Source organism: Paenibacillus sp. J22P218 (assembly GCF_056269195.1).
The window spans coordinates 854,186-879,004 of sequence record NZ_JBWDNL010000002.1; the positions used below are offsets into that span (position 1 = coordinate 854,186).

General features: G+C 50.0%; 28 protein-coding genes and 1 pseudogene. 28 read left to right on the forward strand and 1 reads right to left on the reverse strand.

Features of this window, described 5'->3' with window-relative positions; all coding sequences use genetic code 11:
• The first annotated feature begins 216 nt into the window (after positions 1-216).
• The 20 genes from trpE to AC0YN0_RS12910 all read left to right on the forward strand — a co-directional run bounded on the left by trpE (position 217) and on the right by AC0YN0_RS12910 (position 17,891).
• Complete coding sequence (trpE, locus tag AC0YN0_RS12815) at positions 217-1,788, forward strand: anthranilate synthase component I (RefSeq protein WP_475821560.1); 1,572 nt, start codon at positions 217-219, stop codon at positions 1,786-1,788.
• Entirely contained in the window at positions 1,788-2,840 is a 1,053-nt protein-coding gene (gene trpD, locus AC0YN0_RS12820; protein WP_475821561.1) for an anthranilate phosphoribosyltransferase, read from the forward strand. The genes trpE and trpD overlap by 1 nt, the downstream gene beginning before the upstream one ends.
• On the forward strand, positions 2,830-3,630 hold the full coding sequence (gene trpC, locus AC0YN0_RS12825) for an indole-3-glycerol phosphate synthase TrpC (protein ID WP_475821562.1): 801 nt from the start codon (positions 2,830-2,832) through the stop codon (positions 3,628-3,630). Before trpD ends, trpC begins: the two co-directional genes overlap by 11 nt.
• Positions 3,627-4,319, forward strand: a complete 693-nt coding sequence (locus tag AC0YN0_RS12830) for a phosphoribosylanthranilate isomerase (protein WP_475821563.1) — start codon at positions 3,627-3,629, stop codon at positions 4,317-4,319. Before trpC ends, AC0YN0_RS12830 begins: the two co-directional genes overlap by 4 nt.
• Positions 4,316-5,521: a tryptophan synthase subunit beta gene (gene trpB / locus AC0YN0_RS12835; protein WP_442050382.1), complete on the forward strand. Its 1,206-nt coding sequence runs from the start codon at positions 4,316-4,318 to the stop codon at positions 5,519-5,521. Before AC0YN0_RS12830 ends, trpB begins: the two co-directional genes overlap by 4 nt.
• The gene (gene trpA / locus AC0YN0_RS12840; protein ID WP_475821564.1) at positions 5,508-6,314 is read left to right on the forward strand and encodes a tryptophan synthase subunit alpha; all 807 of its coding nucleotides are present in this window, start codon (positions 5,508-5,510) and stop codon (positions 6,312-6,314) included. Before trpB ends, trpA begins: the two co-directional genes overlap by 14 nt.
• Positions 6,315-6,548: 234 nt before the next feature.
• On the forward strand, positions 6,549-7,646 hold the full coding sequence (hisC, locus tag AC0YN0_RS12845) for a histidinol-phosphate transaminase (protein ID WP_475821565.1): 1,098 nt from the start codon (positions 6,549-6,551) through the stop codon (positions 7,644-7,646).
• Between the two features lie 4 nt (positions 7,647-7,650).
• The gene (locus AC0YN0_RS12850) at positions 7,651-8,742 is read left to right on the forward strand and encodes a prephenate dehydrogenase (protein WP_442053558.1); all 1,092 of its coding nucleotides are present in this window, start codon (positions 7,651-7,653) and stop codon (positions 8,740-8,742) included.
• Between the two features lie 520 nt (positions 8,743-9,262).
• The gene (locus AC0YN0_RS12855; RefSeq protein WP_337103455.1) at positions 9,263-9,859 is read left to right on the forward strand and encodes an RNA polymerase sigma factor; all 597 of its coding nucleotides are present in this window, start codon (positions 9,263-9,265) and stop codon (positions 9,857-9,859) included.
• Positions 9,856-10,461, forward strand: coding sequence for an anti-sigma factor (locus AC0YN0_RS12860; protein ID WP_475821566.1), 606 nt, complete (start codon positions 9,856-9,858; stop codon positions 10,459-10,461). The genes AC0YN0_RS12855 and AC0YN0_RS12860 overlap by 4 nt, the downstream gene beginning before the upstream one ends.
• 40 nt (positions 10,462-10,501) lie before the next feature.
• Positions 10,502-11,089, forward strand: a complete 588-nt coding sequence (locus AC0YN0_RS12865) for a histidine phosphatase family protein (protein ID WP_475821567.1) — start codon at positions 10,502-10,504, stop codon at positions 11,087-11,089.
• A 192-nt stretch (positions 11,090-11,281) separates the two neighbouring features.
• Positions 11,282-12,445 carry a hypothetical protein gene (locus AC0YN0_RS12870; protein WP_475821568.1) on the forward strand — a complete coding sequence of 388 codons (1,164 nt, stop codon included), beginning with the start codon at positions 11,282-11,284 and terminating at the stop codon, positions 12,443-12,445.
• Between the two features lie 76 nt (positions 12,446-12,521).
• Positions 12,522-13,028, forward strand: coding sequence for a gamma carbonic anhydrase family protein (locus tag AC0YN0_RS12875; RefSeq protein WP_442053209.1), 507 nt, complete (start codon positions 12,522-12,524; stop codon positions 13,026-13,028).
• 22 nt (positions 13,029-13,050) lie between these two features.
• The gene (locus AC0YN0_RS12880; protein WP_307467129.1) at positions 13,051-13,233 is read left to right on the forward strand and encodes an IDEAL domain-containing protein; all 183 of its coding nucleotides are present in this window, start codon (positions 13,051-13,053) and stop codon (positions 13,231-13,233) included.
• Positions 13,234-13,407: 174 nt separating this feature from the next.
• Complete coding sequence (locus AC0YN0_RS12885; RefSeq protein ID WP_475821569.1) at positions 13,408-13,830, forward strand: DUF2487 family protein; 423 nt, start codon at positions 13,408-13,410, stop codon at positions 13,828-13,830.
• Positions 13,831-14,072: 242 nt separating this feature from the next.
• The gene (locus AC0YN0_RS12890; RefSeq protein WP_337103449.1) at positions 14,073-14,606 is read left to right on the forward strand and encodes a Rieske (2Fe-2S) protein; all 534 of its coding nucleotides are present in this window, start codon (positions 14,073-14,075) and stop codon (positions 14,604-14,606) included.
• A gap of 16 nt (positions 14,607-14,622) precedes the next feature.
• The gene (gene qcrB / locus AC0YN0_RS12895) at positions 14,623-15,294 is read left to right on the forward strand and encodes a menaquinol-cytochrome c reductase cytochrome b subunit (RefSeq protein ID WP_307201559.1); all 672 of its coding nucleotides are present in this window, start codon (positions 14,623-14,625) and stop codon (positions 15,292-15,294) included.
• Positions 15,295-15,313: 19 nt separating this feature from the next.
• A complete protein-coding gene (locus AC0YN0_RS12900; protein WP_475821570.1) occupies positions 15,314-16,189 on the forward strand; it encodes a c-type cytochrome in 876 nt (291 codons plus the stop codon).
• A gap of 159 nt (positions 16,190-16,348) precedes the next feature.
• Positions 16,349-16,978 carry a DUF1405 domain-containing protein gene (locus AC0YN0_RS12905; protein ID WP_475821571.1) on the forward strand — a complete coding sequence of 210 codons (630 nt, stop codon included), beginning with the start codon at positions 16,349-16,351 and terminating at the stop codon, positions 16,976-16,978.
• A 43-nt stretch (positions 16,979-17,021) separates the two neighbouring features.
• Complete coding sequence (locus tag AC0YN0_RS12910) at positions 17,022-17,891, forward strand: sporulation protein YpjB (protein ID WP_475821572.1); 870 nt, start codon at positions 17,022-17,024, stop codon at positions 17,889-17,891.
• 2 nt (positions 17,892-17,893) lie between these two features.
• Here AC0YN0_RS12910 and AC0YN0_RS12915 read toward each other — a convergent pair.
• Positions 17,894-18,070: pseudogene (locus AC0YN0_RS12915) on the reverse strand (DUF2179 domain-containing protein); the annotation flags it as partial.
• A 181-nt stretch (positions 18,071-18,251) separates the two neighbouring features.
• On the opposite strand from AC0YN0_RS12915, the gene AC0YN0_RS12920 reads away from it, so the two are divergent.
• From AC0YN0_RS12920 to AC0YN0_RS12955, 8 genes are all read left to right on the forward strand, one after another.
• The gene (locus AC0YN0_RS12920; RefSeq protein WP_337103446.1) at positions 18,252-18,587 is read left to right on the forward strand and encodes a nucleotide pyrophosphohydrolase; all 336 of its coding nucleotides are present in this window, start codon (positions 18,252-18,254) and stop codon (positions 18,585-18,587) included.
• A gap of 54 nt (positions 18,588-18,641) precedes the next feature.
• The gene (locus AC0YN0_RS12925) at positions 18,642-19,187 is read left to right on the forward strand and encodes a tetratricopeptide repeat protein (protein ID WP_475821573.1); all 546 of its coding nucleotides are present in this window, start codon (positions 18,642-18,644) and stop codon (positions 19,185-19,187) included.
• Positions 19,188-19,192: 5 nt separating this feature from the next.
• The gene (gene dapB, locus AC0YN0_RS12930) at positions 19,193-19,999 is read left to right on the forward strand and encodes a 4-hydroxy-tetrahydrodipicolinate reductase (RefSeq protein WP_475821574.1); all 807 of its coding nucleotides are present in this window, start codon (positions 19,193-19,195) and stop codon (positions 19,997-19,999) included.
• Positions 20,000-20,029: 30 nt separating this feature from the next.
• Positions 20,030-20,452, forward strand: a complete 423-nt coding sequence (locus AC0YN0_RS12935) for a methylglyoxal synthase (RefSeq protein WP_442053218.1) — start codon at positions 20,030-20,032, stop codon at positions 20,450-20,452.
• Positions 20,449-21,165 (forward strand): bacillithiol biosynthesis deacetylase BshB1, encoded by a 717-nt coding sequence (gene bshB1 / locus AC0YN0_RS12940; protein ID WP_475821575.1) that lies wholly within the window; start codon positions 20,449-20,451, stop codon positions 21,163-21,165. Before AC0YN0_RS12935 ends, bshB1 begins: the two co-directional genes overlap by 4 nt.
• A 74-nt stretch (positions 21,166-21,239) precedes the next feature.
• Entirely contained in the window at positions 21,240-22,403 is a 1,164-nt protein-coding gene (gene bshA / locus AC0YN0_RS12945) for an N-acetyl-alpha-D-glucosaminyl L-malate synthase BshA (RefSeq protein WP_475821576.1), read from the forward strand.
• 42 nt (positions 22,404-22,445) lie between these two features.
• Positions 22,446-23,756, forward strand: a complete 1,311-nt coding sequence (locus AC0YN0_RS12950) for a CCA tRNA nucleotidyltransferase (RefSeq protein WP_475821577.1) — start codon at positions 22,446-22,448, stop codon at positions 23,754-23,756.
• Positions 23,749-24,723: a biotin--[acetyl-CoA-carboxylase] ligase gene (locus tag AC0YN0_RS12955; protein ID WP_475821578.1), complete on the forward strand. Its 975-nt coding sequence runs from the start codon at positions 23,749-23,751 to the stop codon at positions 24,721-24,723. The genes AC0YN0_RS12950 and AC0YN0_RS12955 overlap by 8 nt, the downstream gene beginning before the upstream one ends.
• The last annotated feature ends 96 nt before the right edge of the window (positions 24,724-24,819 follow it).

The following is a 24,819-nucleotide window of genomic DNA, read 5'->3' on the forward strand; positions in this document are numbered from 1 at the left end:
CATAGGGAATTACAATTGTTTTGCATACGCATAGCTTAGTTCTGATTCGTTCAGATCAAGTGGCTTTAGCGTCATGGCGGAGCTGTATTTTCCTATACAATGAGTAGCTTCTTTAATTACTGCACACTTTCGCTATCATCTACATTCAACGCTCCTGCTGCGGCAGGAGCTTTTTTATTTTCATTAACTATTTCATCCCCAATGGAGGTCGTTCCAATGTCAACCGAGCTGCAGCAAGTGACCCGTCTCGCCAGCCAATTCAATCTGATTCCGATCGTGCGCTATATGATGGCCGATACGGAAACGCCAATCAGACTATTCCAGCATTTCGCGAAGGAAGAATACGCGTTTCTGCTGGAAAGTGTAGAAGGCGGCGTGAAATGGGCGCGCCATTCGTTTATCGGCACCGATCCGTTCATGATGCTTTACGGTAAAAACGGGGAGATGGTGCTCGAGCATAACGGAGAGAAGCAAACGCTCCGCGACAAGCCGATCGAGCTGCTCAAAGCGCGTCTTCGCTCCTTCCGCAGTCCGGCAATTGCGGATCTGCCTCCATTCACGGGAGGAGCCATCGGATTTTTCGGCTATGATCTGTTGCAGTATTACGAGAAGCTGCCAGCACATCGGATAGATGATCTGCAAATGAACGATATGCAATTCATGTTCTGTGATCAAATTATTGCTTTCGACCACTTCAAGCAGCAGCTTCAAGTGATCGGCAACGTTCACGTCAAAGAAGGCGCTACGGATGATGATATTGCTATCGCATATGCGGCTGCGGTTGCCAAGATTGAAGCAACAATTGAGCGACTGAAGAAGCCTGCGGCTACACCGGTTACGACGGGCCAGGCGATCTCCACGGATCATGAGCTGGGCGATATTCAGTCGAATGTGACGAAGGAGCAATTCATCGCCAATATCGAGAAGGCCAAAGAATATATTCGAGCGGGCGACATTTTCCAAGTGGTGCTTTCGCAGCGGTTCAGCATTGAGACGGATATCGATCCGCTTCACGTGTATCGCGTCTTGCGGACGATGAATCCATCGCCTTACATGTATTACTTGAAGATGGGCGAGGAAGTCATTGTCGGCACATCGCCAGAAGCGTTGGTGAAGGTGAGCGGCGACAAGCTGGAGACAAGGCCGATTGCCGGAACAAGGCCGCGAGGCAAAACGCCGGAAGAGGATTTGGCGTACGAACGGGAGCTTCTAGCCGATGAGAAGGAACGGGCCGAGCATCTTATGCTTGTCGATCTAGGACGGAACGATATTGGACGCGTATCGGAGTTCGGCACGGTCAAATGCGATTCGTTTATGGAAATCGAGCGGTACTCGCATGTCATGCACATCGTATCGAACGTATCCGGCAAACTCCATAAGGATAAAGATTTCTTCGACGCTTTTCTTTCTTGCTTGCCGGCAGGCACGGTGTCGGGCGCGCCAAAGCTAAGAGCGATGGAAATTATTGCAGAGCTGGAGAACGAAGCGCGGGGAGCATATGCGGGAGCGATCGGTTACTTGGGCTTCGGTGGAACGATGGATACGTGTATTACGATTCGGACCATTATATTCAAGCACGGCAAAGCGTACGTTCAAGCCGGAGCGGGAATCGTATGGGACTCGGTTCCAGAGAGCGAATATATGGAGACCGTTAATAAAGCGAAAGCGATGCTGAAGGCGATACGCGCAGCGGAAGCGATCTTCGCGAAGCCAAGCGGCAATGCGGGTTTATATCAGTCGGTGAATACGGATTACGATGTGGAAACAAGAGAGGGGTTGACTCGGTAATGACGCAGCAAACGGAATTGTACTCGATGCAGCACGCGCTGCGATCATTGATTGAGGGGACGGACCTCACTCGCGAGCAAGCAAGGTCGGTCATGAGCATCATTATGAACGGGGAAGCCACCGCTGCCCAGATCGCAGGCGTCGTAACGGCAATGCGCATCAAGGGGGAAACGAAGGACGAAATTACGGGCTTCGCCGAGGTTATGCGTTCCCATTCGAGCCATGTTCAGACGGATCAGGACGGCTTGCTCGACACATGCGGTACGGGCGGCTCAGGCATTCATAAATTCAATATTTCTACGGCATCATGCATTATTGCGGCGGCGTCCGGCATTCGCGTTGCCAAACACGGCAACCGTGCGATGTCCGGCAAGACCGGAAGCGCTGATGTGTTGGAAGCGCTGGGCGTTCAAATCGGGATTTCGCCAGAACAGGCAGCAGCCTGCTTGGAGAAGATCGGAATCTGCTTCATGTTCGCGCAGCACTATCATCCATCGCTTCGTCATGCAGCTGCCCCTCGTCGAGAGCTTGGCATTCGGACGATCTTCAATATGCTGGGTCCGTTAACGAATCCGGCAGGCGCAGATCGTCAACTGCTCGGTCTATACGACCGTTCGCGCACATCGACGGTAGCTGAAGTGATGAAGGATCTTGGTCTTAAGCGTGCGCTAGTCGTCAGCAGTCATGATGGACTGGACGAAATCAGTATTTCCTCACCGACGCAAATATCCGAATTGAAGGATGGCAGCGTCCGCACCTATGATCTAACTCCGGAGGAAATCGGGCTTAAACGTTGGGCGATCGAGAATGTGCTGGGCGGGGAGCCTGCGGTCAATGCAGCCATTATCCGTTCCATCTTCACTGGTGAAGAACGCGGCGCCTACCGCGATATCGTACTGGCGAACGCAGGAGCGTGCATCTATGTAGGCGGACTTGCAGAGTCGTTGCGCGAAGGCGCGGCCATCGCAGCCGAAGTGATCGATTCAGGCAAAGCTGAGCGTAAGCTCGAACAGTTAATTCAAACGACAGGAGAGCTGGCTCATGTTTCTTGATAAAATAGTTGCTACGAAAAAGGTAGAGGTTGAAGCGCTCGCCGCGGCGTTCTCATTGTCCGACTTTGAGAATCGGATTGCGGAGCTGCCAAGCTGCAAAGGATTCGAGCGCGCATTGAGCGCTGGCGTGCGCAATCGTTCAATGGGATTGATTGCCGAAGTGAAGAAGGCATCGCCTTCGAAAGGACTTATCCGTCCGGACTTTAATCCGACTGAGCTGGCTTTGGCTTATGAAACCGCAGGGGCTGACTGCATATCGGTACTGACCGATCGGGATTATTTTCAAGGCGCCAATGAATATTTGAGCTCGATCCGCTCGGTTGTCGGACTGCCTTTGCTGCGCAAAGACTTTACTATCGATTATCGCCAAGTATATGAAGCTCGCGTTATTGGAGCGGATGCCATCTTGCTGATCGCAGCGATTCTCACGAAGGAATCGCTGGGCGAGCTGCACGATATCGCGAAATCGATAGGTCTAGATGTATTGGTAGAGGTTCATAACCGCGAAGAGCTGGAGCTTGTGCTGGAGCTGGATAAAGCGAAGCTGATCGGCATTAACAATCGTGATCTCAAATCATTCGTTACAGATCTTCGTACGACGGAGGCGCTTATCGGCATGATGCCGAAGGATGTTACGGTCATAAGCGAAAGCGGTATTGCCGGCAGGGCGGATATGGATTACTTGCAGTCCATCGGCGCGCATGGCGTATTGATTGGCGAGCATTTCATGCGCCACGATGATGTCGCTGGCTCTGTTCACGATCTGATGGGTGCGGTGACGGTGCGATGACCGGCAAAAAGTTGCCGCATATCAAGATATGCGGACTTAAGGATATCGCAACGATTGAAGCGATGAACGGCTTGCCTATCAACGAAATCGGATTCGTGTTCGCGAAGAGTAAGCGGCAGGTGACGCCGGAGTCGGCGGCAGCATTGATCGAATCGGCGAACCGCTTAACGGCTAGAGGCGGCGAGCGGCCGAAATCAGCCGGCGTGTTCGTTAACCCAACGATTGAGGAGCTAGATAACGTACTCTCGATTGCCCCGCTTGATATCGTGCAGCTTCACGGCGACGAATCCGCTGATTTATGCCGCGCGGTTAAGGAACGCTTTCGCGTACAAGTATGGAAAGCGCTCGGTATGAAGCCTTCGTCAACGGATAACATGTCTGAGTTATCGCAAACGGCTATTGAGCGCATACTGCCTTACCATGGTTCTGTTGACGCTATACTTATTGATTCCGCCGGGGGCGGAACCGGACATACCTTCGATTGGGTGACGATCAAGGAATACCTTGCGGCCGCACGATCAATAGCGTTGCCGCTTTATGTTGCCGGTGGGCTTCATGCGGATAATGTACAGGAGCTGTTGAACGTGTACGCTCCTGATGGAATAGATGTGTCAAGCGGTGTCGAGACAGAAGGACAGAAGGATATTGAGAAAATTCGATTATTCGTAAGAAGGGTGATGGAGTCATGATTCAAGTACCAGACGAGAACGGCCGATATGGCAAGTTCGGCGGCCGCTATGTTCCAGAGACGCTCATGAACGCGCTTTTGGAGCTAGAGGAAGCTTACTTGCATTATTCGAAGGATGCGCAATTCCAAGAAGAAGTTCGTTACCTGCTGCACAAGTATTCAGGCAGACCGACTTCTTTGTATTATGCGGAGCGGCTAAGCGAGCATCTCGGCGGAGCGAAAATTTATTTGAAGCGGGAAGATCTTAACCATACGGGCGCTCATAAAATCAATAACACGATCGGACAAGGCTTGCTTGCCAAGCGGATGGGCAAGTCGAAGATTATTGCTGAGACAGGGGCGGGACAGCATGGCGTCGCTTCTGCAACCGTAGCTGCTTTACTCGGGCTGGAATGCAAAGTATTCATGGGCGAAGAGGATATGAAGCGCCAACAGCTTAACGTATTCCGTATGCAGTTGCTAGGCTCCGAGGTTGTGCCTGTCCTCTCCGGCACCCGTACGCTTAAGGACGCATGCAACGAAACGCTGCGCTACTGGGTAAGCCATGTAGACGATACGTATTATATTCTCGGATCGGTTACCGGACCTCATCCCTACCCGATGATGGTACGCGACTTCCAACGGATTATCGGCGACGAAGCACGCGAGCAAATCCTTAAAGAAGAAGGCCGTTTGCCTGATTATGTCGTTGCAGCTGTAGGCGGCGGCAGTAATGCGATGGGTATCTTCTATCCGTTCGTAGGCGATGACGGCGTGAAGCTGCTTGGCGTTGAGGCGGCAGGCCGCGGCGTTGAGACAGAAGAACATGCGGCTACGATGACGAAAGGCCGTCATGGCGTATTCCAAGGCTCGCTCAGCTATGTGCTGCAGGACGAGCACGGTCAAGTACAGCCGGCGCATTCCATCTCCGCAGGACTTGATTACCCGGGTATCGGTCCTGAGCATGCCTACTTAAAAGATTCCGGACGCGCGGAGTATGTGCCGATTACTGACGCTGAGGCGTTAGAGGCGCTTCAATTGCTGTCGCGAACAGAAGGTATTATTCCAGCTCTAGAGTCATCGCATGCCATTGCACAGACAATGAAGCTTGCACCGACGCTAGGCAAAGATAAAGTGATTGTCGTTAGCTTATCCGGTCGCGGAGATAAGGACGTAGAAGCGATTATGGGTTACTTGGGAGGCACGCCGAATGAATCTCATTGATAACGTATTTGCGAAGCTGAGAAGCGAAGGCCGTACCGCGCTGATTCCATTCCTTACGATGGGCGATCCCAATCTGGAAACCTCGGTAGAGATATTGAAGACATTAGAAGATGCGGGAGCGGATATGGTGGAGCTCGGCGTTCCTTATTCCGATCCGCTCGCAGATGGACCTGTCATTCAACGCGCCTCCGAGCGAGCGCTTCAGAACCGAATTACGCTGGTGGATTGCATTAACATTGCCGAGCAAGCGAGGGAAGCGGGAGTGAAGCTGCCTTTCATCTTGTTCACCTACTTCAATCCGGTGCTGCAATATGGACTCGATCGTTTCTTCGAGCTTGTTCAGAGCAAAGGCATCAGCGGTCTTATTATTCCTGATCTGCCGATTGAAGAGGACGAAGAGGTGCGCGCGCTTGCGGAAGCGGCTAACGTTCATCTTATACCGCTTGTCGCGCCTACTTCCAAAGACCGAGTCGTACGCATCTCCCGTAAAGCGAGAGGCTTCGTTTATTGCGTCTCCTCGCTTGGCGTAACAGGCGTCAGAGCTGACTTCCATAGCGGCATCGATGATTTCCTCTCTACGGTACGCGAGGCAACGGATTTACCGATTGCCGTAGGCTTCGGCATTTCCAGCCGCGATCAGGTAGAGCGCTTCGAGAAGCAGGTTAACGGCGTAATCGTCGGCAGCGCCATTGTACGCACGATCGAAAATGCGTTACCGCTTCTGAAGGATGCCGACAAGAAAGCAGAAGGATTGCGTTCCATCGGCGATTTCGTAGCAAGTTTCAAGGCTTAATAAGCGATTGTTGAATATCTCTCAATAAGAGAGGCTGTCACTTAAGGCGACTTAAGGGCAGCCTCTTCTTTGAAATATAGGAAAGTATATCGTTTCACTGCTATATCTTGTGCTGCTTTAAAGCGTCGACGCTAAAATGTTTGTCAGTAAAAATGCTTTAAAAGCTTCTCAAATTATGAGACAATGGATGACAGCACATAGACTATAGTCCATATCTAAAGAGGTGAACGGCGCATGCAGCCAAAAAGCAATATTCTTCATCTTCCCGTTTATCAACCGGGCAAGCCGATCGAAGACGTAAAGAGAGAGCTTGGTCTACAAGAGGTTATTAAGCTCGCTTCGAATGAAAATCCGTTTGGTGCTTCTCCGAAAGCGAAAGCAGCCGCTATCGCTGAGCTTGATCAAGTAAGCATTTATCCCGACGGCGCCAGTGTAGAGCTGACGGAAGCGCTTGCCAAACATTTAGGCGTCAACCCGAATCAGATTATATTCGGAACAGGCTCCAGCGACATTATTCTTATGCTTGCGAGAGCATTCATCGCTCCGGGCGATGAGACGATCATGGCTAACGAAACTTTTTCCCAATATAAACATAATGTCGAGATCGAGAACGCGAATATCGTAGAAGTGCCGCTCAAGGATGGCAAGCATGATCTCGATGCGATGCTCGCGAAGGTAACAAGCCGGACGAAGCTGCTATGGGTGTGCAATCCTAACAACCCGACCGGCACGATCGTAACGAAAGCCGAGCTGACAGCGTTTTTGAAGCAGGTGCCAAGCCATGTGCTTGTTGTGCTTGATGAGGCTTATTGCGAATTTGTCGACAATCCGGACTTCCCGGACGGCATTAAGCTGCTGAATGACTATCCGAATCTGATCGTACTGCGCACATTCTCGAAAATATACGGTTTGTCGTCGCTGCGTATCGGCTACGGCGTCGGCCAACCGGAAATAGTCGGCTTCATCAATCAAGTAAGAGAGCCGTTCAACACGTCGCGTATGGCTCAAGCAGCGGCTAGAGCGGCGCTTGACGATCAGGAATACGTTGCTTACTGCAGAGAGCAGAACAACCGCGGCATAACGTACATTACAGGCGAGCTCGAGCGTCTCGGATTACCTTATTTCCCTGCACACGGCAACTTCGTGATGTTCGACGCGAAGCGCCCGTCGCAGGAAGTGTTCGATGCGCTGCTTCGCAAAGGGATCATCTCAAGACCGCGCTGGGCTAACTATCCGACTTACGTCCGTATTTCGGTAGGGACGCATGAGCAGAACGAGAAGTTTGTTGCGGCATTGGAGCAGGTATTGCAAGAATCGGCGGTGCAAAAATAATTTTATGACTACGGTTGCGATTTTTGGCGTCGGATTGATCGGAGGGTCTATCGCTCTCTGTCTGAAAGGGAAACCCGATATGCACGTCATCGGTTATTCCAACCGACAATCCTCGGTAGAGAAATATATGCAGCGCGGCGTTGTTGATTATGCAACGACCTCGAAGCGGGAAGCCGCTGAGCAAGCAGACTTCATCATTTTGTGCGTCCCAGTAGGCAACCTGGAAGAATACTTGATTGAGCTTAGCACATTCAACTTGAAGCCGGGCTGTATTATAACGGATGTAGGGAGCACAAAGGCGTCGGTTGCGGCATGTGCGCGCACGCTTGATTTAGGTGATGCGGTATTTATTGGCGGTCATCCAATGGCGGGCTCGGAGCGTTCAGGTGTTGAGGCGGCTTCCGTCTACTTGTTAGAGAACGCCTATTACGTGCTGACGCCTGATCAGCATACACCTGCGGTCGCAGTGGACAAGCTGAAGGAACTGCTTAGTCATACGAAGGCGAATATGGTTATCGTCGATTCTCGGGAACATGACGAGATTGTAGGCGCCATCAGCCATCTTCCGCATATGATTGCAGTTGCGCTCGTGAATCAAGTTCGCAATTACAATGAGAGCAACGGCTTGTATGAATCGCTTGCTGCGGGCGGCTTCCGCGACATTACGCGCATAGCTTCCAGCGATCCCGTCGTATGGCGCGATATATTGGTGAATAACCGCAGTGTGCTGCTGCAGCTTCTGCGCGATTGGAGCAATGAGACAAACAAGTTCGCCGACATGATCGAACGATCCGATGGCGAATCGATCGAAGAAGCTTTCCGCACAGCAAGGGATTTCCGCAGTAAAATGCCTGAGCGCCGCAAAGGGATCATTCATTCGACATTCGATTGTTACGTCGACGTGCCCGATACGCCGGGCATAATCGGCAAGATTGCCAGCGAGCTAGGCAATAAGAGGATTAATCTAAGCAACATGCATATTATTGAGAGCAGGGAAGACGTGCCGGGCATTCTAAGGCTGTCGTTCCGCAATCAAGAAAATTTAGATCAAGCGATCGAACAGCTCACCGCGAGCGGCTACGACGTGCACCTTTAAGGTGCACGTTGTTTTGTTTAAAATATAGGAAAGTATAAGTTTCACTCGTATACTTCTGCCTATATGCCGCCAAGGATGGCACAGAACCGAGCTGCGCAAAGACGCGGCTAACGGTTCGTGCGTAGCGACAGCCGTTTACGCTTGAACAATTAGCCGAAAAACGCTTACAAAAAAGTTTGAATAAAAATGAAAGCGCTTATTGACAAACTGGAAGCGTATACATATAATAAAAGTACAGTATGGTTTCTCTCCACTCCTATCCAAATCATTCGCACAATGTGCGGGCCGCCTTTTATAAGGCGGTTATTTTTTTTGCACTGATTTCAAGAGTCGATGATAATTTATGGAATTTTATCCTTTTGTCGAAAGAAGCAGGATTTTAGCTTTCGAACTCGAATTGTACTAATACTCGTATTACATCGAATTTATTGTGATAACACCGCAACTTTTCATTGTCCGGCAGGTACAATATATATGTATCGTCCGGGAATAATCCGCAGGTGGAGGAGGTTCGCCTGTCATGACTGATTCCCAGCTAATACGTGAGATTAAGGATGGCAACGTCGAGCTCTACTCCGAGCTGATGCGACGCTATCAACGTAAAATATTAGCGTTCATCTACCATATGCTGAAGAGCGCCAAGCTCGAGCTGATGGCAGAGGACTTATGCTCCGAAACTTTTTACAAAGCGTATCGCAGCCTCCATTCCTTTCGGGAAATGGATGCTTCTTTTTCAACATGGCTATATACAATTGCTCGCAATACGGTTCTAAGCGAGCTTCGTAAGCAGAAGGCGGCTAGCGTCTCGCTCGACGAGTCGGGCTTCGAGCCTGTCGCCGCGCTCGATGCTGCGCCAGAGCAGCATGTGCTCCGCAATGAGCGGATGGCCATGGTGCGGGAGGCTATTAACAATTTGCCGGAGAAGCAGCGCTCTGCGCTCATACTTCGCGAATATGAGCAACTCGATTATCAGGAAATCGCGAGTATACTGGGTCAGACGGTCAGCTCCGTGAAGTCGCTGCTGTTCCGTGCGAGATCCAGCGTGAAGACGCAGCTCGAGCCTTATTTCGGACAATCGCCGATATTGGAGGAATTCGAAGGGATGAATACAAGATGAAGTGCATCGATGCCCAAAACACTTTCGGACAATATTGGGAGTTATCCGAAGACGATGCTGAACGCGGAGCCATAGACAGCCATCTGATGGAATGTGAATCATGTGCGGAACAGTTTCGTTTATGGGAAGAGAGCGAAGAGCTGATTCGTATTTTATCGGAAGAGGAAGACTTCATTGGTCCTTCGGAGCATGTCAACCGTGATGTAATGGAGCGAATCTACGCGGAGCAGTCGTGGCTGATGCCGGTTGCCCACAAAAGTTATCATTTCTCACGCTCATTCCGCCGGAACATAGCGATTGTCGTAGCTGCATGCTTAGCCATGTTCGCGTGCGCTTTCTTTGTTTTTGTGTTCGATCAAGAGAATGCTACGCAGCAAGCACAGATTGCGGACTTATCGGGTCTTATCGAGACGGCCAACGCTTCGGGCGATGCGATGACGATTAATGCAGGCTTCTACGCTGAAGTGCCCGTAGCAAGCATTAGCGATCCGTTCGTGCTTAAGATCGTTCCTTCATTCCCGCAATATTATGTTGCGTTGTCCTTGCTTGGCATAATCATGACACTGCTTATACTGAATTGGCTGTCTCGGACGAGAAATTGATAAAAACATAACAACAATGCGGATAGGGAGGCAACATCTCTTGCTGATAGGATTTGTACGTCATGGTCAAACCGATTGGAACGCGCTTGGCAGAATACAGGGCCAGACAGACATTCCCTTGAACGAGAATGGCATTAGGCAAGCAGGAGCTTTGGCAGGACGTCTCCTATCCGAGCCTAAGAAGTGGGATATGGTCGTTTCCAGCGACCTTCAGAGAGCTTATACCACAGCCGGCATTATTGCGAATAGGCTCGAGATTCCATTGATTGCTGGGGACAGCAGACTTCGCGAGCGCAGCTTCGGAGAAGCAGAAGGGCTGACCAAGGAAGAACGCATTAACCGTTGGGGCGATGTATGGGATCGTGTGGCAAGCGGTATAGAAACGGATGACCAAATGCTGGAGAGAGGGCTTAGCGCATTGAAGGAGCTAAGCTTACAATATAATGAAAGTAATGTGCTGATCGTCTCGCATGGCAGTTTCCTGGCAATGCTGCTTCATAAGCTCTGCGAAGGTCTTAGCGACGAGCGGCTGAACAATTTATCGTATTCGATACTTGAATATAAGGATGGTATTTGGTCTCCGCTGCTTCATAATTGTACGAGGCATCTTGAGCCGAGCCTGAAATAGAAGGAAGTCACTTCATCTTTATCGATGATGCGGCTTCTTTTTTTTTGCGCAGACGATGCTTTCATCAGGTTTTAAATGTGCGAGATTGACCCATAATGGTTATAAATGACGCTAATTCACACACAGTAAGCTTACGTAAAAGACGCGGCAAAGACAGGTTGGTTGTTCGCTTCAGGCAGAAAGGAGAGAGCGATGAATTTATCGGAAATGCTAGGATACGCAGATATCCAGCAACTCAGCAGAATTGCAGACGTATACCGCTGCGAGTGCAACGGTCATTCCAAAAACGAGTTGATTCAATCCATTCTCTCCACGGTAAGTCGAAATGATGTATTTGAAGCGCAGATCAGCACGATGAAGCTGGAGGATTTGCGATTTCTAAATTCGCTACTCTTTGAAGTACGCAGCTCCTACAGTCTTGAGGATCTTATTGCCCGCGTGCAGCAAGCGCGATTCGGCGAATCCGAAATTCGCGAGGAGGCAGCACCTCCGCCCAAATCGAAGCGTACACGGAAAAAGGCTGAACAGGAGCCGCAGCCAATAAGTCCGCGGGACATCATCGCAAAATTCAAGCATCAGGGCTGGTTATTCAATGGCTTCAGCGGTCCGAATCGTTATTTGTTCCAAGTGCCGAACGATTTGAAGTCGCGATTTCGCGATACGTTAAAACGGAAGTTCGCCGCAGAGCTGCAGTATACCGATGAACCGCCAGTATACCGTGACGAACAGATGCTCATACAGGATGATATCAGGCAGCTTCTCCATTATGCATACCATAACGAAATCCAATTGACGCCAGACGGCTCGATGTACAAGCGCTTCAGCGTACAGCTGCTGGATCGATTCGGCGTTAGAGAGGAGCTTCCAGGGAAAGGCGAATGGCGGTTCGGCTACGGGAAACATTTCAATTATTACCCGAACCGGATGTCCTATCTATATGACTATTGCTATCACGCCAAATACATAAGCGAGCAGCAGGCCGTCTTAACGGTAACGACAATCGGGCAAGAGCGGATCGTTGCAAAGCCGCCAGGCGAAGCCGAGGAGATGTACCGTTACTGGTTGAAGCTGTATAAGAGCCCCATCCCGAATTTGTTGTCATTGGTGCACTGGATCAATGCTTTGTCCGAGGAATGGGTGACGGTACAATCACTCCGTCAGGTGCTGCTGCCGTTTATTAAGCCGTATTATTATGACAGCGCGGAAATGATACTCGAGCAGCGTATTATGATGATGATGGTTCACCTCGGATTACTCAGGCTGGGTGAGCACCCAGAGCATGGAACGGTTGTGCGCATGACGAAGGCAGGAAGAGCGATTGTGGCTGGCGTTTCGCTAGCCGAGCCGGTATTTTGAACGCAGCGGATGATTTGACTTTCAATTAGTGAATTGGTAGTATCTCTCTACTTGAATGTATGGGAGATGAAGGATAATGCTATTGCCTTACAAAGGGGTAATGCCGTCGTTGGAGGAGCAAGTCTATATTGCGGAAGGCGCTAAGCTGATCGGCGACGTAAGCTTAGGACGTCAGAGCACCGTATGGTTCAACGCTGTGCTGCGAGGCGATCTCGCTCCAATCCGCATTGGACATAGCTGCAACATCCAAGACGGCGTAATCGGACATGTGAATACGGATCAGCCGCTTATCCTGGACGATGAGGTGTCAGTCGGACACGGGGCAATCATCCACGGCTGTACGATAGGCAAAGGCACTTTAATTGGAATGGGGGCAATCGTACTTAACGGCGCAGACATCGGTGAATATGCTTTAATAGGAGCCGGTTCGATTGTTACAGAGAACAAAAAAATACCACCCTATACTCTATCACTCGGATCACCCGCCAAAGTCGTAAGAGAACTAACAGATGACGATTTGCAGCGCATGAGAAGGACGATGGAGAGCTATGTGACGAAAGGTATAGAATATAGGATCTCTTAACGCCGGTTTGGAGGTGTATCCTATGGACAAAATGAAGGTAGCGTATGAAGCCATGCTCGGCCTGGCAGCTGAACTGGTGCTGGACGATGCTGTGCTCAAGTTTCAGACGAAGCAAATTCACGAGGCAATCGATAAGGCGCTGGCTGCTGGCGATGAGGATACGTTTTACCGTCTTGCTAAACAATTGAATGCATTAAAACGATAACGGCGCGAGCGAGGTCGTAGTTCCGTTGGAATCGTGAAAATAAGAAGCTTCCAAGTCCGCATATCGGGATATGATGCCCGAAGTTATGCGGAACGGAAGCTTTTTTTTGAAATCTAAGGAATTATCAATTAAACTCAGGTAAGATGCTAACAAAACGAGGCTGGGAGAGAGATTATGAAGTTTAGCGAAATCGAGAAGGAGCAATGGGAAGAGCTGCGCCCGTATTTGGATACCTGCTTGCTGCCTGTAACGGGCATGGACGGTTCAGAGCAGCCTTACGAGGCAACCGAGTGGCTGGAGAGATTGCGAGATATAATGGATTTAATTGAAATACCGTTCAAGGGGCGTGTAGTGACCTATCCGGCCTGCCATTATGTGACTTCATCCGGATCTTTCTCTGAAAGTGTGAACGCCATGTGCGCGGGTCTGAAGCGTTCAGGCTTCAAATATGTCGTCCTTGTGTCGGCCAATCCGGCGCTTGAACTGAGCTGCGAGCAAGCCGATCTATGGATACGACCGAATGAAGATGGGCATATTCCTGAACAGGCGTTCGTTTCTCACGAAATTCGGTTATTATGGCAATCTCAGACGGAATGATGCGGCGATTGGCATTTTGTATAATAAAATCGGGTTTTGGGGAAAACTTATGGCAGACAAGGTCAAATGTGACAAAATGATAACAAATTAATGAACGGCATTTTGTTAGACGCGCAAATATCCAGCCATATTCTTGACGCTCCCTAGCACCTAGGCTATTATAAGTTATGTCCTAGTTCGTCATGTGTTTTGCCGTGCGGCAAGACGCGAGATATGGTTGGCAAAGGGGGTTAGAACAGAAGATGAGTAACCACGAACAACACGAGACCGCGCATCGACCGGTTCAGCGCAAAGAAATGTCCCGGCGTCAATTTTTGTCATATACGCTCGGCGGCACGACTGCATTTATGATGGGCGGCGCGGTATTGCCAATGGTCCGTTTTGCAGTGGACCCGCTCCTTGAGAAGAAGGGCGAAGGCACTTTTGTCAAAGTTGTTGAAGAAAGCAAAATTACAAATGAACCGCAAGAATTCAAATTCAAAATCCATCAAATCGATGGATGGTACGTGAGCGATCCTGAGCTCGCGGCATGGATTTCCAAGGATGACAACGGTACGGTATTTGCACTTTCGCCGGTGTGTAAGCATTTGGGCTGCACGATAGGCTGGAACACGAAAGGCAAAAACGAGTATGATTGTCCTTGTCATGACGCGCGTTATACGAAGGACGGCAAAAACCTTGCCGTAGCACCGAACCCGTTGGATGAATACGAAGTGAAGCTTGAGGACGGATTTGTTTATCTCGGTCCGGTTAAGCCGAACTCGCGGATGAGTTAAGGAGGGCGTATTTCAGATGTTTAAAAGTGTGTACAACTGGATTGACGAACGTCTAGACATTACGCCGCTTTGGAGAGACGTTGCGGACCACGAGGTGCCCGAGCACGTTAACCCGGCTCATCATTTCTCCGCTTTCGTATACTGCTTTGGCGGTTTGACGTTCTTCATCACTGTAATTCAAATTTTGTCCGGCATGTTCCTTACCATGTATTATGTTCCGGACATTATTAATGCTTATGCCAGCGTTGACTACTTGCAGCACAAAGTTGCATTCGGACAAATCGTTCGAGGCATGCATCACTTCGGCGCGAGCTTAGTTATCGTAATGATGTTCCTACATACCCTGCGTGTATTCTTTACCGGTTCTTACAAAGCACCGCGCGAAATGAACTGGGTAGTCGGGATGCTTATTTTCTTCATTATGTTGGGCCTCGGCTTCACAGGTTACCTGTTGCCTTGGGATAACAAAGCTTACTTCGCAACAAAAGTTGGTGTTCAGATCGCTGAATCCGTTCCGTATATCGGGCCGTATATCGCATCGTTCCTATACGGCGGCGACATCGTAGGCGCTCAGACGTTGACTCGCTTCTTCGCTATCCACGTGTTCTTCTTGCCTGGCGCATTGATCGCCATGCTGGCAGCTCACTTCTTGATGATACGGAAGCAAGGTATTTCTGGACCACTTTAAGCGAAGGGAGGATTCTATTATGGCGCATGGTCATAAGTCAGACGAGAAAGTTGTCTACGTAGGCGATTCTCGTGTTAAGAAAAACAACCATCCGAACATACCGCCGGACTATACTTCTTACCCGGGCAAGTCGGAAGCCTTTATTCCGAACTTCCTGCTTAAAGAATGGATGGTCGGTTGCGTAGTCTTGGTCGGTTTTCTAGTGTGGACAATTGCTGAGCCGGCTCCGCTAGGTTATCCTGCGGATCCGACGAACGCTGCATTTATTCCGATGCCGGACTGGTACTTCCTGTTCCTGTATCAATTCCTTAAGTATCCTTACGTATCCCAGGACTATATCGTTCTTGGTACAATGGGTATTCCAGGCGTTATGTTCGGCGCTTTGCTGCTCGCTCCTTTCCTCGATACAGGCAAGGAACGCCGCTTCTACCGCCGTCCGATCGCTTCATCGCTTATGGGTCTTACGTTGATTGCTTGTGTATACTTGACGGTCATATCGTGGGATCACTATCAGCACCAGCTCGAGATCAATGGACAAGTTCCAGAGCATATCGAGCGCGAGGAGAAAGCTCGCGAGGCTGCCGAGAAGGGCGAAGAAAGACCGAACTATACGAAGCCAACCGTGGAAGCAGCACTGGTTGACGCGAATGATCCAGCAATGGATATCGCGAAGCAAGCACAATGTGTTTCGTGTCATGCAGCTGACCTGAAAGGCCAAGGATCTGTACCTAGCCTGGTAGGCGTAGGCGACAGGCATACGAAGGAAGAGCTTGTTGAGATCGTAACGAACGGTAAGAATAACGGAGCTATGCCTGAATTTGGCTCTAAGCTTTCTACTGAAGAGATAGATCAATTAACAACGTGGCTGTCGAAGCAGAAGGCTGCAACCGAATAACATAAGCAATAGAAAACCTGATCGTATCATGCGGTCAGGTTTTTTTTGAAATATAAGAAGTATAAATCTGCTGCTTGTACTTAGCTTATATTTCACCGCGAAACGATAGCAGATGCCGCCAAAGGACGGCTTCAGCCGTTTACGCTTGAAAGGAGAACAATGAACAAAATGGTATGGAACAGCTCGATTTTGCTTTATCGTCCTTTTCTATGGCTGCTCTTCTTGGTCAACCTGCTCGGAACGGTATACGGCTACATATGGTATGAAAGCCAGCTCATCTATACTTCCGAAAACTTCGATTCGTGGTTATTGGTGTTCGTGCCGGACAGCCCGACTGCCAGCTTATTTTTTACGCTAGCGCTGCTTTACTTGCTATTTCCGCCAAGGAGTTCTTCGCGTCTAGTTACTGGGGGGCGTGCTATTATCGAAGCTCTTGCCGTCGTATGCTCCGTGAAATACGGTATTTGGGCAGTAGCGATGATCGTAGCAGGCGCTTGGCAAGGCGATCAACTCGAGTGGACGCATTATATGCTCATGGCATCGCATTTGGGGATGGCGGTCGAAGCTTTATTATACTTCCGCTATATGAAAGCCGGATTTGCCGCGCTGCTTGTCGGCACAGCTTGGCTGCTGCTGAATGATACGATTGATTATTCGTATGAGGTTTTCCCATGGCTTGCGGATGAGTTGGAAGACGATATTCCTGCCGTACGTGCCTTCACATACGGATTGTCGATATTCAGCTTCTTTGCAGCAATGATCGTCTGGCATTTTAGAAAGAAGGTATAACGCTTGTCTTCCCCTCATAGAATGAAACTATGGGGGGATGTCCATGAAGATACGGATTATGATTCCATTCGTCTTATGTATCGTCATGACGATCGGTTCAGCAAGCGCAGTATGGGGGAACGCAATATTTGGCCCTAGCGGCAATTCATTGATAGCAGGTTCCGAGGCGACTATGTTAGCGAGCCTGGACGAGGCGGCCGCTTCATTGTATGAAGCCGCTTATACGAATAATCGCCAAGCCGGATTTCTAAAGCTTCAGCAGTTCAATCAACTTACCAAACTAGCTTCTGCGTCTGGTTCAGGTTCACAAGCTGGTTGGGAAGCGATTAACGAGGCTGTCGCCCAGATCGAGCAGGCTTTAGTTAGAGGTGAGCCAGGTTCGGGCTGGCTAATGGCTGCAACGCGCATTAAGCTGTCTACGGATGCTTTGGTGCGACCAGAGCATGCCTTATGGCTGCAATATGAGAGCGTTCTGCTTCATGATTGGACGAGAGTTCAGCAATCATGGAAGCGGTCGACAGACGATGGCGCACTCGCTGCAAGCGCGGCTATGGATAGCTTAAACGAGCATTTGAACCGAATCGAGCTAGCGGCATCCATTCAGTATGGCGATACCGCAATTGATGAAGCGCTTGTTCGTGCCCATTATACAGACTTGCTATTGGACGGCATTATGGACGGCGGATCGAATGGCGAACGGGTTAACAAGTCGTTGGTAGCGCTAAGGGATAAGCTTGTTCAATTGTTCGATGAAGGACGTGAGACCGCTGTTTTGCCGGTCGTTGCGCCCGCCGCCTCAACGAATCCTATTAGTTGGGCGCTGTTTCTAGGGACCATTATTTGCGCAGTACTAACTTATTCGGGTTGGCGCAAATATCAACGCGCGCCGTATGGAATCAAGCCATTGAAATAGAGCTATTCTTCCTTGAATCCTTCACATAGTACATCATGCACTTCGTCAATGACGATAAACGCACGAGGGTCGATATTGCGTACAATTTGTTTCAAACGGCGGTTTTCCTGCCTTTGGACGACGCAATAGACGACCTCTTTTTGTTGTCCGGCATACGAGCCCTTCGCAGGAAGAAGCGTAAGGCAGCTGGTGAGCGACAATGTGCCTAGCAGCGTGCAGATCATTTGCGCTCGGTCATTCAATAACCGAAAAACATTGATTTTCATGAACGACTTACGTTAACATAGAAACGTATATGGATATGGGCATTTCTACAAGCCAAATCCAAGTTGCAGCTTAGTCAGAAAGGAATTAGAGACGATGTCAGATAAATCGTTGAAGGATATACAAGGTGAAGTTGACGCTTATATTTCGCAATTCAAGGAAGGATACTTCAGTCCGCTTGCGCTTATGGCAAGAATGTCTGAGGAGGTAGGCGAGCTCGCTAGAGAAATCAATCACTTCTACGGCGAGAAGCCTAAGAAGGCGGACGAGGCGGATAACTCGGTCGAAATGGAGCTCGGGGACATTTTGTTCCTGCTATCCTGCTTCGCTAATTCACTAGGCATTGACCTTACCGAGGCTCATGATAAGGTTATGCACAAGTTCGCGACGCGCGATGCTAATCGGTGGACGAAGAAAACGACCGAACTGTAAACAAGCTCCTTACATATGCTGTACCATCAACCTGTGTACAAGGAGGATGGGCGGATGGACGGAGAGGGCTGCATCAAGAAAGCTTATGAATTCATCCTTAACAGCGATTTTGAGCAAGCGATATATTGGTTTGAGCAAGCGATAGCGGTAGAGCCGGACAATGCGAGTTATTATCATAAATGCGCGATTTCTTGCTCGCGCAGCGGCAAGTGGAACAAGGCGAAGCATTATGCGGATGGCGCGCTAACGCTTGAACCGGACAATGCAGAATTCAGGTTCCACTTGCATACGATAGAATCGAAGCTGCTTCTGACTGAAGCGAAACTGCTTCTATTGAACGATCCGAATCAACCTGATAAGGCGATAGAGCTGCTTATTGAAGCAACGAGGCTGGATCCGCTCTGCTTCGAAGCCTTCTATACATTAGGTGTCGTATATGGTTCACTCGGTAGATGGGATGAAGCAGTTACTTCCGCGCGCGAGGCGTTACGGCTTGAACCCGAACATTCGTCTGCTCGGACTTTGTTCGCTGATGTAATTCGCAAACGTCGGTCGGAACGGCTAAAGAACGGCGGAACGAAACGAAAAAGGAATAGGTGATTGCGATGACGACTGAGAAAATAAAAGTGGCTGTAGTAGGCGCAAGCGGAAGAATGGGTCGGGAAGTTGTGAAAATGGTGCTGGAGGATGAGGCGCTGCAGCTCGTCGCAGCCGTCGCTCCTTCGGCCGGTCCTGTCGATGCAGGGATCTTCGCAGGCGTTCGCGAAACGGGCGTAACCGCAAGCGCAACGCTAGAAGAAGCACTGGCAAACGCCGGGGTAGATGTTCTTGTTGACTTCACGGTGCCGCATGCGGCATACAGCAATGCTAAGAAATCCATTCTTCACGGAGTTCGTCCGATTATGGGAACAACGGGGTTTACGCCGGAGCAGATCGTGGAGCTGGACGAGCTTTGCAAGGAGAAAGGCATTGGCGGCTTGATCGCGCCTAACTTCTCCATCGGTGCTATACTGATGATGAAGTTCGCCGCACAAGCTTCCAAATATATGCCGCATGTCGAAATTATCGAATATCACGGCGACCAGAAGCTGGATGCACCATCTGGTACTTCGATCAAGACAGCCGAGCTGATCTCTCAGGTGAGACAAGAGCTTCGCCAAGGCAACCCGAAGGAAGAGGAAACGATTGAAGGGGCTCGCGGAGGCTATTACAACGGATTCCGCATACATAGTGTCAGGCTGCCGGGCGTATTCGCTCAGCAGGAGGTTATCTTCGGCGGTCATGGACAAACGCTCAAGATTCGCCACGATTCATATGACCGCGCCGGTTATATGCCGGGTGTTAATCTCGCGGTGAAGAAGGTTATGAATTACAGCGGGATGGTCTACGGCTTCGAACATATTATGGATTAATGAGCTTGCGCAGCGGGAGAGGGGAAAGGCATGTTAAAGATCGCATTTATCGCACATGATCGCAAGAAGGAAGAAATGGTTAATTTCGTTATCGCTTATGAGCATGTATTTGTTCCTCATCAATTGTATTCGACCGGTACGACCGGCACTCGCATTATGGAGCAGACGAAGCTTAACATACATCGCTTCAGATCGGGTCCGCTTGGCGGCGACCAGCAGATTGGCGCTCTCGTTGCGGATAATGAAATGGATTTGATTATTTTCTTACGCGACCCGTTAATGGCGCAGCCGCATGAGCCGGACATTATCGCTTTGCTTCGTCTTTGCGATGTTCAAGGCATTCCGGTAGCGACGAATATCGCAACAGCCGAGCTGCTCGTAAAGGCGCTGGAACGCGGTGACTTTGCTTGGAGAGAGCTTGTACATAAATACAAGCCGGAGGAAACAAAATGAACGTGAGGACTGCGCAATCGGAGTCATTGGACATACTCGTATTCGGCGCTCATGCGGATGATGCGGAAATTGGGATGGGCGGCACAATTGCGAAGCACGTGCGTGCCGGTCAACGTGTAGGGGTATGTGATTTGACTCTTGCGGAAATGTCCTCTAACGGCACCGTAGAGCTGAGGCAGCAAGAAGCTGCCGAAGCTTCTGCGGTGCTTGGTCTATCCGCAAGAACGAATCTTGGCATGCCGGACCGAGGACTGGAAGGCACGAAGGAGCAGATCGAGCGTATTGTTGCGGAAATTCGTTATTTCCGTCCTCGAATCGTGTTCGCGCCGTATTGGGTAGATCGCCATCCGGATCATGTGAATTGCAGCCGGCTTATCGAGGAAGCGGTATTCAACGCCAAACTTCGTCGATATATGCCGGAGCTTCCGCCCGTTCAAGTCGAACAATTCATTTATTATTATATAAACGATGTCGAGCAGGTATCGCTTGTCGTGGATGTAAGCGAACATTATGAAGTGAAGCGTCAATCGATGCTTGCCTATCGCTCGCAATTCAGTCAAGCTTCCGCGGGCGAGGACCGTGTATCGACCCCGCTGACGAATAGTTATGTTGAACGGGTTGAAGCGAGAGATGCTTTGCTTGGACAAGCCCGCGGCTGGGCCTATGCCGAAGGGTTCGCGATCAAGCGCCCGCATGCTGTAACGTTATTTTAGGATTTTAGACAAATCGTACAGCTCTTGTCGAATACATTAAACAGATAGACGCTTGCACAGGAGGTGCGACAAAAGTGGCGAAGAAACTGAAGATCGGCATTACCTGCTACCCTACGCTTGGCGGATCAGGTGTTGTTGCCACAGAGCTCGGCAAACTGCTTGCCGAACGCGGCCATGAGATTCATTTTATAACACATAGCATTCCGTTCCGATTGGGACATTTTCACAAAAATATTTTTTTCCATGAAGTCGAAGTTAACGATTATTATGTATTCCGTTTCCCGCCCTATGATTTATCGCTTGCCAGCAAGATGGCTCAAGTGGCGAAGATGCAGCAGCTAGACCTGCTTCATGTTCATTATGCCGTTCCGCATGCGGTATGTGCTTACTTGGCGAAGCAAATGATTGGCGATGGCTTGAAGACAGTGACGACGCTGCATGGTACGGATATTACGGTACTGGCGCAAGACGAATCGCTTAAGGACTTGATCCGTCTGGCCATTCATCAAAGCGATGCGGTAACCGCCGTATCGAATGATTTGATTAACGAAACGAGAAACCTGCTCGATATTATGACGCCGATCGACTTGACGTATAACTTCGTCGACAAACGGATTTATTATCCGCGCGATTCGGCTTCACTGCGTGCCGATTATGTCAAGCCGCACGAGAAAGTGCTCATGCATATTTCCAACTTCCGCCCCGTGAAGCGGGTCGGAGACGTTATCGATATATTCGCCAAGGTGGCGGAGAAGATGCCTGCGAAGCTGATGCTTGTAGGCGAAGGGCCGGAATTGACCAAGATCCAATGCAAAATCAAAAACATGGGACTTGAGGATCGCGTTGTCTTTCTAGGCAAGCAGGAAGACGTTGCGCAAGTTATTTCACTTGCCGATGTACTGCTGCTGCCATCCGAGAAGGAGAGCTTCGGACTTGTTGCGCTTGAAGCGATGGCATGCGGCGTGCCGACGATCGGCTCTAACGCAGGCGGTATCCCTGAGCTTGTTACGCATGGAGAGACGGGCTTCTTAAGCCCGATTGGCGATGTGGACAGCATGGCAGAAAACGCGATTCGTCTGCTGCAAGACGAGAAGCTGCATGAGCAATTCAGAAAAGCATGTATTTTCCGCGCGACGCATGAGTTCTGCAACGATGTGATTACTGCTCAATATGAACAAATTTATTACCGCGTACTCGGAATCGAAGCAGAAATGCCAATGATCGTCTGCGGAGAATAAAGTGCCGGCAAATGGACACATGTATCGGAGGCTGGATAACGTATGAAGCTTACTTTGCCCACGCTGCTCGAAGCTGCTGTGCCAATTGTCGCTAAGCTTGAGGAAAACGGTTATGAAGCGGTGTTTGTAGGCGGCGCGGTAAGAGATACGGTTATCGGACTTCCTGTCAAGGACGTCGATATTGCAACCTCTGCGAGGCCTGAACAGGTTATGGCTTTGTTTCCAAAATGTATACCGACGGGTCTCCAGCATGGAACGATTACGATCGTTCATGAGGGTGAGACCTATGAAGTGACGACCTATCGCCAGGAGTCCGCTTACGAGGATTATCGCAAGCCTTCTGGCGTTGCGTACATAACGAGTCTGGAAGGCGATCTGTTGCGCCGCGACTTCACGATCAATGCGATGGCGCTTAAGAAAGACGGGAGCGTATACGATCCATACAGCGGCGCTGACGACATCGAGCTGCGTTACATTCGCTGTGTTGGCGATGCCGATGCGCGCTTTCAGGAAGATGCGCTGCGAATGATGAGAGCTGTCAGGTTCATAGCCGTCTATGGCTTTCAGCCGGCCGTCTCCACTTGGAGGGCGCTTAAGAAGCATAGCCAACTTATGCAGCATATTGCAATGGAACGCGTTCAAGCCGAGCTCGACAAGATGCTTGCCGGCAGTGATCCGCGCAGAGCGCTCGCATGGCTGCATGCGAGCGGCTTGCTGTTTAAGTTGAAAGACAAGCTGCCTCTGCTTCAAAGTTTGAGTCGAAATTGTACCTTATCCACTAGACGAAGCAGTAAAAAATATGGACGGATCAGCCTGCTTGACGATTTGGATTGCAGGTGGGCTGCCGTGCTGATTGAGAGTGCAATTTCTTCGGAAGCTGCTGATGAATCATTACGACTGCTGAAGCTATCGAATATTCGAAGAATGAGAATAACAAGATTGATCCGGTTGCATGAGAACGCCCTTGGTGTGAGGAGTGAAGGAGCTCTCAACTTTCCTTCCCTTAAGCGGTGGTGGGTAGAGACCGTCATTCGCGAAGGCAGACAAATGTCTGAGGATTGGCTTCTCGTCGAAGCGGCCCTTCATCGTCATGAAGCCGGATCAGGTTCTGATGCAATCGATTTGGCGATGTTGAAGGATCAATTAAATGCGTTTCCAATCGTAACGTTAAAGCAGCTGGATGTGAATGGACGTATGCTCGCTCAACGGCTTATGAAGCCGGCAGGACCTTGGGTGAGCCGATGTCTGCATCGTCTGCTTGTACAAGTGGCTAGCTGCGAGCTAGCGAATGAACGAGAGAAGCTGCTCGCGCAAGCCGAACTATGGGATAAAGAGGACAATAACAATGAGTAACGATAAGCTGTTGCAAATGTTTTTGCGAGAGCCGGGTCAATATGTATCCGGAGAGAAGATGAGCCAGGAGCTGCAAGTGAGCCGTACGGCGATATGGAAGCAGATTCAGAAGCTGGAGACCGAGGGCTATAGCTTCGAGGCATCCCGACGTTTAGGCTACCGATTGTTGAGCATTCCGGACAAGCTCGATTCCGATCTGCTCTCAAGCCGTATGACGTCAAGCCGCTTCGGTAGACACATTCTTATGCACGACACCGTTCAATCGACGCAGATTGTCGCTAGGGATGCGGCAGAGAAAGGCGCTCCGGAAGGGACGCTTATCATTGCGGAACAACAGACGAGCGGTCGGGGTCGCATGGGAAGAGGCTGGGTATCGCCGAAAGGCAAAGGCATATGGATGAGCATGGTGCTTCGTCCCTCCGTGCCGATTCACTTTGCTCCGCAGTTGACTTTGCTTACTGCCGTAGCGTTGTGCAGAAGCCTGATACGGCTAACGGGTCTGTCGATAGGCATCAAATGGCCAAATGACCTGTTAATCGAAGGAAAGAAAATAAGCGGCATTTTATTGGAATCTGCAGCAGAAGACGAACGGCTTCGTTATGTAATTGCCGGTGTGGGCATTAGCGTCAATCTGGAGCCATCCGATTATGTTGACGGACTTCTCGAGAAGGCAACCTCACTGCGCATCGCTTCCGGACATACGTTATCGCGTAGCGATATTATCGTTCAGTTCATGCAAGAATGGGAGCAATTGTACGATCTTTACCAAGAGCAAGGGTTCGCCCCAATTATTACGTTATGGGAGGCACTCTCGATATCGCTTGGCAAACCAGCGAGTTTGGTGACACCGCAAGGCACGATAACAGGCATTCCAGTAGGACTTGATACATCCGGCGCGATTAACATTCAATTGGAGGACGGCAATGTCATTCCCATTTTTTCGGCTGAAATGGGCGAACCGACATAAGCTGCGCGCATCCGTTTACGAATAGACAGAAGTCTGTTAAAATAGCGGTATCAGGCGGTATTCCTTGGAAGCTGCACTGACAATCGTTCGACAATT